We start from the raw sequence: 14,291 nt of genomic DNA on the forward strand, positions 1-14,291 counted from the left end.
CAATGTCATGCCGAATCTATTTCGGCATCTCATGCCATTTTCCGTATTCCAATTTTCATCGGGACAATGCTCGAAAAATCATAAAACTTTTTAAGACCCTGAAATAAATTCAGTGTGACAGAGTATTGTAGGGCAAACCTTTAGGTTTGCTTATTTTTGTTGCAAGGCTCAAGCCTTGCCCTACATTTAACAAAACCACTAACCAAACCCTATCTTATTTCCAATCCCAAACCCCACATCATACTGCCCCAAGCGATAGCGATAATTATGTTCGTGGGTGGATAGTTTTATGGTTGGAATTAATGCGTAAGCCTTTTATAAAATTCTTACGAATTAAATACACTCCCATGGTATCCCTTGATTTCCCTTTATATCCCCTAACTCGGACAAAACCGAAACCAAATAAGATATCAATATAAAATCCTCTGTTTCGTTTGTCGGTTGCGAAAAGCGCTTCGTCCGTCGTTGGTCGTGAAACGAAACCGACTTTCTAAGCCGTTACGCATTTCGCAACCGTTTTCCGAGTTTCAATTTACCCCACCCCTTTCCCTTTATATCCCCGGATAACGCATGCTTTAATTGCTGTATGCTTGAATATCATATCAGTCTTATCCAAAATTTTTGCTTGACTTTTTCTATAAATTAAATAAAATTGTCCTTAGGAGAAATATTATGAATGAAAATTTTGAACCAAAAATCATTGGATTTATGTGTAAATGGTGTACATATGCGGCAGCGGATCTTGCAGGCGTTAGCAGACTCCAGTATCCACCTAATATAGTTCCAATAAGATTGATGTGCTCGGGCGGGCTGGAACCTTCTTTTATATTAAAGGCATTACAAGAAGGTGCGGATGGTGTTTTCATTGGTGGTTGCCATTTTGGAGATTGCCATTATCAGACTGGTAATTACCAAACCAATAAGCGTATCGCCATTTTACAAAAACTTCTTGAAGAGATGGGTATAGATAAACGGAGAGTACGCTTGGAATGGATATCTGCGGCTGAGGGGACAAAATTTGCACGTACAATAAAAGAATTTGTTGAGGATATCAAAAAGTTAGGTCCCAATCCTCTAAAAAAGGAGGCGTAATGGCAAAACCTAAAGTTGCCTTATACTGGTGTGCCTCTTGTGGCGGATGCGAAGAGGCGGTTGTTGATCTTGCTGAAGATATATTAAAAGTAGTTGATGCAGTTGATATAATCCTCTGGCCTGTAGCAATGGATTTCAAATATAAAGATATTGAAGCAATGCCGGATAAATCCATTCTTGTTAGTTTTATCAATGGTTCGGTCCGAAATTCAGAACAGGAGCACATCGTTAAACTTTTGAGACAGAAGTCTCAACTCGTCGTTGCCTTCGGTGCCTGTGCCCACCTCGGTGGTATCCCGGGATTGGCAAATGTCGCTAACAGAAAAGAGATTTTTGAAACTGCATACAAATTGACCCACACAACGGTCAATCCTAATAATGTCTATCCACAACCAGTTACAGAAATCCCGCAGGGGAAATTGACCCTCCCTGAATTCTATGATACAGTGAAATCCCTTGATCAAACAATAGATGTTGATTACTATCTTCCAGGTTGCGCGCCGCCGCCAGATTTAATAATGAAAGGGGTTTTAACCCTGTTGTCGGGGAACCTACCGCCCAAAGGAACAGTGATCGCCTCCGAAAAATCTTTGTGTGAAACCTGTCCGAGAAATAAAACAAAACCAGACAAGATGGTCATAAAAGAGATAAAAAGAATCCATGAAGTCATTGCTGACCCTGAAAAATGTTTTCTTGCTGAAGGGATAATCTGTGTTGGACCGGCAACCCGCGGTGGCTGTGGTGAAAGATGTATCAATGCAAATATTCCCTGCCGGGGATGTTTTGGTCCAACAAAGGAAGTGATTGACCAGGGTGCAAAATTCTTATCTGCCCTTGCCTCAATCATTGATGCGAATACCGAAGAAGAGGCTAAGAAGATAACAGAACAAATCATTGACCCCATAGGCCTTTTCTATATGTATTCTCTGCCCACTTCAATTTTGCGCAGAAAGCAGGGGGTGTAGTATGTATAAAGAAATTACAATTGACCCAATAACAAGATTAGAAGGACACGGTAAGATAGATATATTCCTTGATGATGCTGGGAATGTTGCCCATGCCTGTCTCCAGATTCCAGAATTACGCGGCTACGAAAGATTTGCGATTGGAAGACTTGCTGAAGAGATGCCGAGAATCACCGAGACAATTTGCGGGGTCTGTCCAACTGCCCATCATATGTGTTCAACCAAGGCACTCGATGATTTATACGGAGTAGAACCACCACCTGCTGCAAGAAAGATTAGGGAATTTCAGTATAATACATTTATGTTTGAAGACCATAATCTCCATTTTTATTTCCTCGGTGGTCCGGATTTTATTGTTGGACCTGACGCGCCTGCAGGACAGCGTAATGTGCTTGGTGTTATTGCAAAGGTTGGATTGGAAATCGGCAAAAAGGTGATTGATATAAGAAAACGGACAAGAAATATTATTCAAACACTTGGTGGCAGGGTTGTCCATCCGGTCAATGGACTTCCCGGCGGTGTCTCCAAGGGTATCACAAAAGAACAGCAGGAAGAATGGAAGAAGATTGCCGAAGATGCAGTGGAGTTCGCCAAGTTCACACTAAAGGCATTTGATGATATTGTCTTAAAGAATAAAGCCTATGTTGATCTGATCGTCGGCGATATCTACAAGCACAAGACTTACTATATGGGACTCGTTGATGACAATAACAGAGTAAATTTCTATGATGGTTGGATTCGTGTCGTTGACCCGGATGGAAAAGAATTTGCAAAATTCAAGGTAAGGGATTATCTCAACCACATTGCCGAAGGAGTTGAATCCTGGACTTATATTAAATTCCCTTATCTAAAGAATGTGGGCTGGAAAGGATTTGTTGATGGCAAGGACAGTGGGGTTTACAGGGTTGCACCTCTGGGCAGGCTCAATGCATCAGATGGAATGGCTACACCCATTGCCCAGGAACACTATGAAAAATTCTATGCAACTTTGGGTGGAAAACCGGTTCATAATACACTTGCAACGCACTGGGCAAGGGTCATTGAAGCGATGCAGGCTGCAGAAAAAATGGTAGAGTTGATAAATGACCCAGAGATAGTTGACCCAAAGATCAGGAATATGGATTTCAAGACTCCAAAGGTAGGAATCGGTGTGATTGAGGCACCAAGAGGAACGCTTTACCACCATTATGAAACCGACGAAAAAGGAAGATTGACCAAAGCAAACTTAATAGTTGCAACAGTCAATAACTCCGCGGCAATCAATATGTCCATTGAAAAGGCAGCAAGAAATTTGATTAAAAATGGTGTTGTAAATGATGGCTTATTGAATATGATTGAAATGGCATTCCGTGCCTATGACCCATGTTTTGCCTGTGCCACGCATAATCTACCGGGACAGGTGCCAATTGAGATAAATATCCATAATAAAGATGGTGAGGTTATCAGAACGATAAAAAACTAACCGATTGATATTTTTATAATCTCCCTAAGTCCCCCTTTTTCAAGGGGGACTTTGTTTTGGTTATTTTGTCGTGTTCTTTGATTGTCTGGTAAATCTCTTGATTATATAAACTTTTGGAATATAATTACCAAGATGAAAAAATTGCTTTTAGGACTTGGTAATGAATATTGTGGCAATGATGCTTTGGGTATAATCATTGCTCAAAGATTAAAAGACATTTTTCCTGATTATGAACTAAAGACCGGTGCCTTCAGTGGCATTGATTTTCTTGAGGCAATAGAAGGTTTCGATGAAGTAATTGTAATTGATAGTTTTTTAAAACCTGATTTACCACCGGGCAGTTTAATAGAATTAAGACTTGAAGATTTTGCGGGGTTAAAAAGTTTTTCTTATTTACACAGCTTGAATTTTGCTAATGCTGTTGAACTCGGTAGACAATTAAATATTAAATTGCCCGAAAAAATAAAAATTTTTGGCATTGTTGTTGATAAAAAAGGAACGATTGGAGAAGAAATAAGTGTTGGATTAAAAAAAAATTTGGATAAAATAATGCATAGCCTTAAGTCAAAAATTTAACTTTTAACTTCCCTCTTGACATAATTGAAATTATGGATATAATGGGTGCGTGGCTCTATATGTAGTGTTTTTTATTGGTAGGGATACCATATAAAAGAAGGAGATTATGAAGTGTCCGAGATGTGGTCACAATCGTGATAAAGTACTTGAAACAAGAGGTTCGCAGGCAGGTTCTGTAACAAGAAGGAGAAGGGAATGTCTAAAATGCCATTTTCGTTTTACCACCTATGAAACAGTTGAAAGAATGCCGTTGGTTATTATAAAACGAGATGGCACAAGGGAACCTTATGATCGTTCAAAACTTTTGGGTGGTATTGCGCTTGCCTGTCGAAAAAGACCCATCTCAGCACAAAAGATTGAATCTATCGTTAACGAAATAGAAGATTCTCTTTCAGACCGTTATAAAATGGAGGTGAAATCTTCAGAGATTGGGCAGATGGTTTTAGACCGTTTATTAAAAATAGATGAGGTTGCTTATGTAAGATTTGCATCCGTTTACAAAAAATTTAAAAATATAGACTATTTTGCTCAAGAATTACAAAAATTAAAAAAGGAGCGAAGATGGAAGAAAAAGCATTAAGACTCAGCCTTGGTGAGGATATTCCTAAGGAAAAAATTTTTCAATATGTTATAAAAAGGGATGGAAAGGTTGTTCCGTTTGACAAATCAAAGATTGCCAATGCAATATTCAAGGCGGCAAGGGCAGTAGGTGGAGAAAATAGAAAGATTGCGGAGGCATTAGCGGATGAGGTGGTTTTATTCCTTTATACAATAAAGGGGGATAAACCACCGACAGTAGAAGAAATTCAGGATGCAGTTGAAAAAGTTCTAATTGAAAATGGTAATGCCCGAACTGCAAAGGCATTTATTTTATATAGGAAACAAAGAGAAATATTAAGAAAGAAAAGATTATTAGAAAAAAAACCCGAAGAACGGGAAACTACAGATTATGCATTATTTGTGCGTACTTCGGATGATGATTTTATATCCTGGGACCGTTCCAAGATAGTTGATGCTTTATTAAATGAAACAAATATTGACCGTGATACTGCGGAAAAGATTGCCCGGGAGACTGAAGAAACGATATTAAATTCAAATGTTGAGTTACTATCTTCAGCCCTTATAAGAGAAATTGTAAATATGAAACTCATTGAACACGGGCTTGAGCATGCCCGTTTGCGCCATATGCGTCTCGGTGTGCCACTATATGATGCAGAAAAGATTATTCTTTATGCAAACCGTGAAAATGCCAATATTCCCCATAATCCGGAAGCAACGAATATGACCCTTGCCGAAACGATAAAAAAACAATATATGCTGTCTCAGATATTCAGCCGTGAGGTCGCCGATGCCCATATAAGGGGTGATATTCATCTTCATGATTTGGGGTTTGGGGACCGTCCTTATTGCTCAGGACAATCCCTTGAATATGTAAAAAAATTCGGTTTGAATTTGCCGAATGCATTATCAATTGCAAAACCCGCGAAACACCCTGATACACTTCTTGCCCATATGGTGAAATTCTCGGCAGCACTCCAGGGACATTTTGCCGGTGCTATTGGCTGGGATGCAGTAAATATATTCTTCGCTCCTTTTTTAATTGGAATGTCTGACAAAGAAATCCATCAGGTCGCCCAGATGATGGTCTTTGAATATTCCCAGCAATCGGTAGCCCGCGGCGGACAGGCAATATTCTCAGATTTAAATATTTACTGGGAAATCCCAAAGCACTTTAGAGAGGTTGATGCCATTGGTCCTGGTGGTCAATATACCGGAAAGAAATATATTGATTATCAGACTGAAGCACAAAAATTTGCCTGGGCATTATTTGATATATATCTTGATGGAGATGGAACCGGTAGACCATTCTTCTTCCCCAAGCCACTTGTCCATATTACCGAAGATTTTTTCCGCACCCCTGGATGGCAGGATTTTCTAAATCACATTGCCGAAGTTTCTTCAAAACGTGGTAATACCTATTATGTCTTTGACCGTGGTGAAACCGCAAAGATTTCAGAATGTTGTAGATTATCATTTAAACTGGAACAAAGCGACATAGATGACGCCAAAACACCGTGGAAAATGCGTTATACAGCATTACAGAATGTCACTCTAAATCTTCCCCGTGCAGCATATTTCGCAAAAGGTAATGATGAATTATTATTCAAAAAGATTGACCAGTTGCTTGATTACGCAGTTAAGGCACATATTCAGAAAAAGTTATTTATTGAAAAATTGATAAATCTCAAGGACGAAGGACCGCTTGCCCTTTTAACAATGGAACAGGATGGCGAACCCTATCTTCGTCTGCACCGAGCAACTTTTCTCATTGGCCTTTTAGGATTAAACGAACTCGTTCAGTATCATACCGGTAAAGAAATGCATGAAGATATAGAGAGCTTAAAATTTGGATTAAAAGTTATATCTTATATGTATCATAAAGTAAAGGAACTTTCTAAGCAATATAATATGCGGTTTGTTATGGAACAGACACCTGCTGAGTCTGCTGCCCACCGTATGGCGCGTCTTGACCTTGAGCATTTCCCCAATGAAGCACTATCTGTTGTCAAAGGCGACATTAAAACGAATTCCGTATATTATACAAACTCAACTTATCTGAATATCGGTATGGCTATTGATCCGATTGAGCGCGTAAAGGTTGAAGGGAAATTCCATGATATGATTGAGGCTGGCGCATTGACCCATGTCTGGTTGGGCGAGTCACAACCACCAAAAGAATCTATTGCAAATTTTGTAGTAAAGACATTTAACAATACGCGCAATGCCCAGATTGCATTCTCTCCAGAATTTACAACCTGCAATTCTTGTTTCCGAACATCGCGGGGGCTGGCGGAATCTTGTCCATTATGCGGGAGCAAAAAGATTGACCATATCACAAGGGTAACCGGTTATTTCAGTAAAGTATCGGGTTGGAATAAAGGTAAGAAAGCTGAGTTAAAAGACCGATTTAGATCTAAGTTTTAGGATTCTTACTGCGGTTCCAGAAAAGTTCGTTTATAATCAATAAAATAGCACTTACTACGACAAATGCATCTGCAAGATTATAGGTAAACCATCTCAGGTTACCTATGCCCATATCAATGAAATCTATTACATATTTCAATCTGATGCGGTCGGCAATATTACCAATGGCACCACCTACAATTAATCCAAAAAGGACAACTCGGAATTTTGAATTCTGTGAAAGTCCCAAGATTGTGAATATTATAATACCAATCATATGGAATAAATAATATAAGTACGGAGGACCAAAAGAGATGCTGAAAACACCATAGGGATTATACGCGAGATTGAATCTAAGGATTGAGCCGATTACTTCATACGGTGGATCAAATGGTGTTAAATAATTTACGACTAATATTTTTGAAATCTGGTCTAAAAATAATGCAAGAACGACCGGGATTAAAAAATATTTAATATTTTTACTTCGCGGTGCATTTGATACAGAATCTTGCATAGGGGACTATCTTTAAACGTCTTTTCTCAATCAATTTTCCGCATTTTTCACAAATACCATAACGGCCCTGGACAATCTTTCTCAATGCATGGTCAATATTAAATAATGTCTCTCTTTGACGGGTAATATTTAAAGAAGATAACTCCCTCTTTTCTGTTTCTGTTCCCTGATCAGCCATATGGTTTGCATACGCTGAAAGGTCACCCGATGCCTCAGTCTGGGTAGTAGAAATCTGTCCAGTTCCATAATCTATCCCCTTCAATATTTTTTCTCGCTCCTTGAGTAATATCTTTTCAAATTCTTTTAATTCTGACTTTTTGAATTTTTTAACCATTCTTTTTCTCCTTTAGCATATTTAAATATGCCTTTGCCTTGATATTCGTAGGATCTATCTTCAAAACCTCTTCCCACTCTTTTTTTGCATTATCGTGTTTACGCTGCTGATAATAGCATAAACCCAAAAGAACTCTTGCCTCAAGATATTTTTTGTTACGATTTAATATATCGTGGAGCAATTTTTCTGCTGCTTTATGGTCACCAAGCTGGTTATAGGTTTTAGCCAGTTTCAATTTGATATCAAGAAAGTTTGGGCTAACTTCCATTGCCCTCTGGTATTCATCTCTTGCCTTTTTATATTCCTGTAATTCATAATAGGTATCACCGAGCTGCATATAGGTATTGGCAAGTTTGATCTTTAACTGAGGCGAATATCCTTTTTCCTTTGTTTCAAGGGCGGCTGCTTTCTCAAATGACTTTATAGCCTCATCAAACTGACATTGCTCATTATAGACAATCGCCATATTTACATATGCCTCAATGTATTCAGGATTGATTTCTATTGCCTTTTTAAAACTTTCAATCGCATATTTGTAATTTCCGGCGAGCGAATAAGCAAGCCCAAGGGCATTATGGACATCAGGATAATTGGGATATGCTGAAGCCACCTTTCTGAGACCTTCAATTGCCTCCCTAACCTGTCCTTTTTCATAAGCCTGGAGGGCGTCGCTGTATATCTTTGCCATTGCCTGGTCCATGGTGAATTATATTTATAAATTAATAGATGTCAATATGCCAATTAAAAAGTTTCTTTCCTAACACAATAAATCCAAAAATTATAATAAATTTTTTCATTCCAAATACTACATTTATTTAATGAATTAAATCACCAAAATTTGCTTTTATTTCTTAAGCTTACTGAATTTTATGCCGGATTGTTTGAGCATTTGAATCGCCAATTTATCCGGGTATGGCTCTTTGAATATTATCTTTTTGATCTTTGCATTTATCAACATCTTTGTGCAGATAAAACAGGGCTGATGCGTAGTATAGATTGTAGAACCTTCAATGTTTACCCCAAAATTTGCTGCCTGGATAATTGCATTCTGTTCAGCATGGACACCACGGCATAATTCGTGTCTTTCACCTGATGCAATACCCATCTTCCCGCGCAAGCACCCTACCTCTTCACAATGGGCAATCCCGCTCGGTGCACCATTATAGCCGGTTGCAAGGATTCTCTTATCTTTCACAATGACCGCCCCCACCTGCCTGCGTAAACAGGTGGAACGTTTTGCGACAAGTTCTGCAATCGCCATAAAATATTCATCCCAGGATTGCCTCATAGAATCCCGTAAATCGTCATACGGTTTCGCAGCCCGTTTCGTTGATCGTCTTCGTTTCACGGTATGCGTTGCACGCCTGGCTATACCTCAGCCTTTATCCTTGCAACTGAAGCGACCTTATCGCCCTTTTCAAGACTGATGATTTTTACGCCCTTTGCTGCCCTTCCCATTACCCTTATCGCATTCACTGGGGTCCTTATGCCTTTACCACTCTTGGTCATTGCAATCAAATCATCTTCGTCATTAACATTTACTGCACCCGCAACCTTTCCAGTCTTTTCATCAATTGTCATTGCCCGAACACCCTTACCACCTCTTCCTTTCTCATTCACATCAGCAAATTTTATCCTCTTTCCAAGCCCATTTTCACCAATAATTAGCATATCCTCTTCTTCACGGGCGATATTAAAACTCACAACCTCATCACCCTTTTCAAGTTTCATTCCCCTGACACCGCTTGCATTCCTTCCCATCGGTCTTATCTTCTTTTCAGAAAATCTCAGCGTCTGGCCATCCCGTGTCGTCAATAATACAGAATCCTTTCCGGTTGTGAGTTCCGCAGCGATCAATTTATCGTCTTCTTCTAATTTTATTGCAATAATCCCTTTCTTCCTGACATTCTCATACTCATCAAGCGCGGTCTTTTTCACTTTGCCAAATTTTGTCGTCATAAAGATAAAGAATTTATTTGAAAATTCTTTTATACCAAGACAGGCGGTGACCTTCTCACCCTCACCCATTTCAATCAAATTTGCAATTGACCTGCCTTTTGAAAATGGACCTGCCTCAGGAATTTCATATACCTTTGTCGCATATACCTTTCCCGTATCGGTAAAGAATAAAAGGGTATCGGTGGTCTTTGAAATCAACAATTGATTTGCAAAATCCTCTTCTCCGGTCTCAACAAGTTTTCTCCCCTGTCCCCCACGGGTCTGATTGCGATAAGTTGTGATAGGCTGTCTCTTTATATATCCACGCTGGGTAAGGGTAATAACCATATCCTCTTCCGCGATCAGGTCTTCAATCGTGAGTTCTTCAGGCTCCATTTCTGTAATCGTGGTCCTGCGGCTATCCTGATACTTTGCGGCAAGGTCGTTCAATTCTTTTTTTATTACACCATATACCCCTTTTGGTGATGAAAGAATTGATTTCAATCGAGCAATTTCTTTTATTAATCCTAAGTATTCTTTTTCCAGTGCCTCTTTCTCAAGATTGGTCAATCGGGCAAGCCGCATATCAAGTATTGCCTGCGCCTGAACCTCGGTGAGTGAAAATCTCTTCATCAATCTTTCTTTTGCAGTCTTTACATCTGCAGATTTTTTAATAATATTTACTACCTCATCTATATTCTCTATCGCAATCTTCAATCCTTCAAGGATATGTGCCTTTTTCTCTGCCTCGGCAAGTTCAAACTTTGTCCTGCGGGTTATGACCTCAAAACGGAAATCAAGGAAATACCTTAGTGCCTGTTTTAGAGTGATAGTCTTAGGAACTCCATCAACCAATGCAAGAATTTGAATGCTATATGTTGTTTGTAAATTTGTATATTTATAGAGATTATTCAAAACAATTTCAGGATTGGCATCCCTTTTTAATTCAACAACGACCCTTATCCCATCCTTATCTGATTCATCCCTTAAGTCCGAAATGTCTTCAATCTTTTTCTCTTTGACCAGTTGCGCCATCTTTTCAAGGAGTGCTGCCTTGTTTACCTGATACGGAATCTCCATTATCACAATCGCCTGTTTTCCACCCTTTAAATCTTCAACCTTTATCTTTCCCCTTACAAAGATTCTACCCCTGCCGGTTAAATATGCATCTTCAATACCCTTTTTTCCAGCGATGATTCCACCGGTTGGGAAATCCGGTCCCGGAATGTATTTTAAAAGTTTTTTATCTTCTATCTCAGGGTCATCTATCATTGCGTTTAGCGCATTAATAACTTCACCAAGATTATGGGGTGGGATATTCGTTGCCATTCCGACTGCAATACCTGAAGCACCATTACACAGTAGATTTGGAAAACCAGCAGGCAGGACGACAGGTTCCTTTAACCTGCCGTCAAAATTCGGAATAAAATCTACCGTATCTTTTTCTAAGTCTCTTAAAAGTTCTTCGGCAATCGGTGTAAAACGAACTTCGGTATAACGATATGCCGCTGCTGCATCACCATCTATTGAACCAAAATTACCCTGGCCATCAACCAAGGGATAGCGCATTGAAAAATCCTGTGCCATTCTGACCAGGGCATCGTATATTGCCATATCACCGTGGGGGTGGTATTTACCAAGCACATCACCGATCACCGTAGCACTCTTTTTATGGGCACGGTTTGAAGCAAGCCCTGCCTCATTCATTGCATATAGAATCCGGCGCTGGACTGGTTTTAAGCCATCGCGAGCATCGGGCAAAGCCCGACCCACAATGACGCTCATTGCGTAATCAAGATAACTTGATTTTATCTCTTCTTCGATATATACGGTATTTATGCGTTCTTCCATATTTAATTATACCCAGAAAACGCACCGAGTCAAGGTTTAACGAGGTTTAATTCACACCAACCCAATAAGTTCAAAAATTTCAACGGGCTGACTTATATTCTTTAATTTGACGGGTGATAATGGAGCAACCTTTACATTTCCTTTTACCAGTTCATAGGTGTTTCTACTGATTAAAATCTGACCCGGCTTTGCAATATCTTCAAGCCTTGATGCAATATTCACTGCGGTAGAAACGACTGTGTATTCAAGCCTTTTTTCGCTTCCAATATTACCGGCAATAACCTCACCGGTATTAATCCCGATTCCGATTTCAAATGATGCAACATCTTTTATATTTAGTTTTTCCTTCCATCTCTTCTTTAATTCTTCAACCCTGCTCTTCATTCCTAAGGCACACTTTATCGCCCTCAGTGGGTCATCGGGATGGACAACCGGTGCACCAAATATCGCCATTACACAATCTCCGATATATTTATCAAGGGTCCCTTCATGTACAAATACCTCTTCGGTCATACTGCTCAAAAAATCATTCAAAATCTCAAGTGCAATAACCGTATCAATCCTTTCGGTAAGCGATGTATAACCACGGATATCACAAAAAAGAATTGTAGCGATGCAGTGCTCACCGCCCGGTTTTATTGCCTTTTCTTCAGCAATAATTTTTTTTACAACTTCGGGCGAGAAGAATCTCTGTAATCTTTCCGTAATCCTTTCTTCTTTTTTTATCTTCTCATATAACTGGGCATTTTCAATCGCTATCGCTGCCTGACTCGCAAAAGACTCAATGAACTGAATATCATCTTCAGAAAATCTATTTAAACCAACTGGATTATCAAGATAAATAACGCCGAGGATATCTTTTTCTTTTGTGAGAAGCGGGGCACATATGACCGAACCAATGGCATAGGTGATAACACTCTCCTGGGTCTTGAATCTATTATCTTTTGTTGCATCCTCAGTTGTAATAATATTCTTGGTTTTGAAGGATTCAAGAGCAATGCCCTGGCTGATTCCAGAAGATTTTTTAGGATCAATCTCACCACCCATATTCCTTGCAACCTTGGTCTTAAGGGCATTAGATTTTTCATCATACAACATTATAAATCCCCTTTTTGCCTGGATTATTCTTAATGCGAGGTCCATCAAGAGATTCAAAAGGACATTCAGATCAAAGACAAAATTTATAACCTTGCCTACTTCACACAGGGTTGAAGCAATTTCCCTTGATTTTTCAGCCTCAACGAGATTCTGTTGGTACAAATCTACTGTCTGTTTTATTTCATCTGTAATTTTTAATAATTTGTCCTTTTTTTCACCCTTTGCAATAAGCGTCTTTAATTCTTCTAATTTTTTATCAATACCAACAAAATCCCCGAATCTTCTTTTTACAGTCTTTCGTTCAGGAATAGGACCGAGTCGCTTTTCGTCAACAAATGTAATCAAGACATTCCCCAGTTGTATCTCATCACCATAATCTAATTTCTTTTCGGTTATTCGAATCCCATTTACATAGGTCCCATAGCGACTCTTCTGGTCTCTGATTATGTATGTTTCTCCTTTTTTGACCACCTCAGCATGATGTCTTGAGACAAAAATATCATCAAGGACTATGTCATTATCTTCGCGTCTGCCTATCGTGAAAAATTCCTTTTCTAATTTTACTACCTGGGTCTCTTCATTACTTTTATGGATTAAAAATGTTGCCACTATCTGCAGATAATTACATCATCAAAGTTTACTGATATCGGGGGTGCCGTTTCTCGGCTTATAAATAGCCCAACCTTGCCTTGAGAGAATTCTGTATCGCTCTTTTCAATCTTTAAATCGCCATCAAAGTATATTTTAAATTCGCTGCCGATTGCATCAACCCACAATTCATACCACTGGTTTTGATTGATAAATAATGGGTAATAATCAAGAGGAATTGGATTTCCATTCTTTATTTTAGCAAAAATCAAAGCCTTTCTTGATACAGAAACAGAATAATAGTTTATAGTATCCTTCATCCTTAAAATAACACCTGCATAACTGAATGTATCCACCGGGGTTAGAAACTTGAAATTTAATCCGATTGAGAAATCAGAAACCGTTTTAGCATAGTTAGATATTCCAATCTGGCTGAAGCAATTATATGCGTTTGGTTGAGATGGGGCAGTGCTGTCATTAACCACCCGCCAGTTGCCATAAAGTCTCTTAAAGTCTGTTGGCTCGACAGTACCGGTATCTTCTTCATCAAAGGTATATTTCACTGCGTTGAAGTAAAGTTCAACTGTATCAGAAGAACCTGCAGGAAGGCTCTCCGGTGAATATTCGGTGGGAATAAAATTACGGGCAAAGGCAATTAATTTATAGATTCCCGGGTTAACATTTGTAAATTCATACCAACCTGCGGAATTCGATGATGTTATCGAATATATAGAATCATCCATAGTCAGCAGTTTTACCTCTGCACCAGAAATTTTACCATCTGCAGAACTAACATAACCAGCCAAATATGCCTTATTTGGGTTATCTGGGTCGTATGGATTATCCCTCGGTGGTTTTAAACAACCGGCGAATAGGGTAATCATTGCAATAACTATAATTTTCTTCATT

At 39.1% G+C, this 14,291-nt stretch carries 13 protein-coding genes; 6 read left to right on the forward strand and 7 right to left on the reverse strand.

Translation table 11 applies throughout. The features are described 5' to 3' along the window. Positions 1-669: 669 nt before the first annotated feature. The 6 genes from ABIL69_03980 to nrdD all read left to right on the forward strand — a co-directional run bounded on the left by ABIL69_03980 (position 670) and on the right by nrdD (position 7,080). Positions 670-1,092 (forward strand): hydrogenase iron-sulfur subunit, encoded by a 423-nt coding sequence (locus tag ABIL69_03980; protein ID MEO0123144.1) that lies wholly within the window; start codon positions 670-672, stop codon positions 1,090-1,092. Next, the gene (locus ABIL69_03985) at positions 1,092-2,057 is read left to right on the forward strand and encodes an oxidoreductase (GenBank protein MEO0123145.1); all 966 of its coding nucleotides are present in this window, start codon (positions 1,092-1,094) and stop codon (positions 2,055-2,057) included. The genes ABIL69_03980 and ABIL69_03985 overlap by 1 nt, the downstream gene beginning before the upstream one ends. Position 2,058: 1 nt before the next feature. After that, positions 2,059-3,519 carry a Ni/Fe hydrogenase subunit alpha gene (locus ABIL69_03990; GenBank protein ID MEO0123146.1) on the forward strand — a complete coding sequence of 487 codons (1,461 nt, stop codon included), beginning with the start codon at positions 2,059-2,061 and terminating at the stop codon, positions 3,517-3,519. Between the two features lie 132 nt (positions 3,520-3,651). Further along, entirely contained in the window at positions 3,652-4,095 is a 444-nt protein-coding gene (locus ABIL69_03995) for a hydrogenase maturation protease (GenBank protein MEO0123147.1), read from the forward strand. 106 nt (positions 4,096-4,201) lie between these two features. Continuing rightward, the gene (nrdR, locus tag ABIL69_04000) at positions 4,202-4,675 is read left to right on the forward strand and encodes a transcriptional regulator NrdR (protein ID MEO0123148.1); all 474 of its coding nucleotides are present in this window, start codon (positions 4,202-4,204) and stop codon (positions 4,673-4,675) included. After that, a complete protein-coding gene (gene nrdD, locus ABIL69_04005) occupies positions 4,657-7,080 on the forward strand; it encodes an anaerobic ribonucleoside-triphosphate reductase (GenBank protein ID MEO0123149.1) in 2,424 nt (807 codons plus the stop codon). Before nrdR ends, nrdD begins: the two co-directional genes overlap by 19 nt. Here the strand turns inward: nrdD and lspA are convergent. The 7 genes from lspA to ABIL69_04040 form a co-directional block, all read right to left on the reverse strand. Then, positions 7,070-7,573, reverse strand: coding sequence for a signal peptidase II (lspA, locus tag ABIL69_04010; protein ID MEO0123150.1), 504 nt, complete (start codon positions 7,571-7,573; stop codon positions 7,070-7,072). The genes nrdD and lspA overlap by 11 nt on opposite strands. Then, complete coding sequence (locus ABIL69_04015; GenBank protein ID MEO0123151.1) at positions 7,539-7,907, reverse strand: TraR/DksA C4-type zinc finger protein; 369 nt, start codon at positions 7,905-7,907, stop codon at positions 7,539-7,541. The genes lspA and ABIL69_04015 overlap by 35 nt, the downstream gene beginning before the upstream one ends. Next, positions 7,900-8,607 carry a tetratricopeptide repeat protein gene (locus ABIL69_04020; protein ID MEO0123152.1) on the reverse strand — a complete coding sequence of 236 codons (708 nt, stop codon included), beginning with the start codon at positions 8,605-8,607 and terminating at the stop codon, positions 7,900-7,902. The genes ABIL69_04015 and ABIL69_04020 overlap by 8 nt, the downstream gene beginning before the upstream one ends. A 144-nt stretch (positions 8,608-8,751) precedes the next feature. Beyond that, positions 8,752-9,195: a cytidine/deoxycytidylate deaminase family protein gene (locus ABIL69_04025; protein ID MEO0123153.1), complete on the reverse strand. Its 444-nt coding sequence runs from the start codon at positions 9,193-9,195 to the stop codon at positions 8,752-8,754. 80 nt (positions 9,196-9,275) lie between these two features. Further along, positions 9,276-11,696 (reverse strand): DNA gyrase subunit A, encoded by a 2,421-nt coding sequence (gyrA, locus tag ABIL69_04030; GenBank protein MEO0123154.1) that lies wholly within the window; start codon positions 11,694-11,696, stop codon positions 9,276-9,278. A gap of 51 nt (positions 11,697-11,747) precedes the next feature. Next, positions 11,748-13,403 (reverse strand): adenylate/guanylate cyclase domain-containing protein, encoded by a 1,656-nt coding sequence (locus ABIL69_04035; GenBank protein MEO0123155.1) that lies wholly within the window; start codon positions 13,401-13,403, stop codon positions 11,748-11,750. Beyond that, the gene (locus ABIL69_04040) at positions 13,403-14,290 is read right to left on the reverse strand and encodes a carboxypeptidase-like regulatory domain-containing protein (GenBank protein MEO0123156.1); all 888 of its coding nucleotides are present in this window, start codon (positions 14,288-14,290) and stop codon (positions 13,403-13,405) included. The genes ABIL69_04035 and ABIL69_04040 overlap by 1 nt, the downstream gene beginning before the upstream one ends. Position 14,291: the final 1 nt, after the last annotated feature.

The organism is candidate division WOR-3 bacterium (assembly GCA_039802005.1).
Classification (GTDB): Bacteria; Hydrothermota; Tepidihabitantia; order SM23-42; family JAOAFX01; genus JAOAFX01.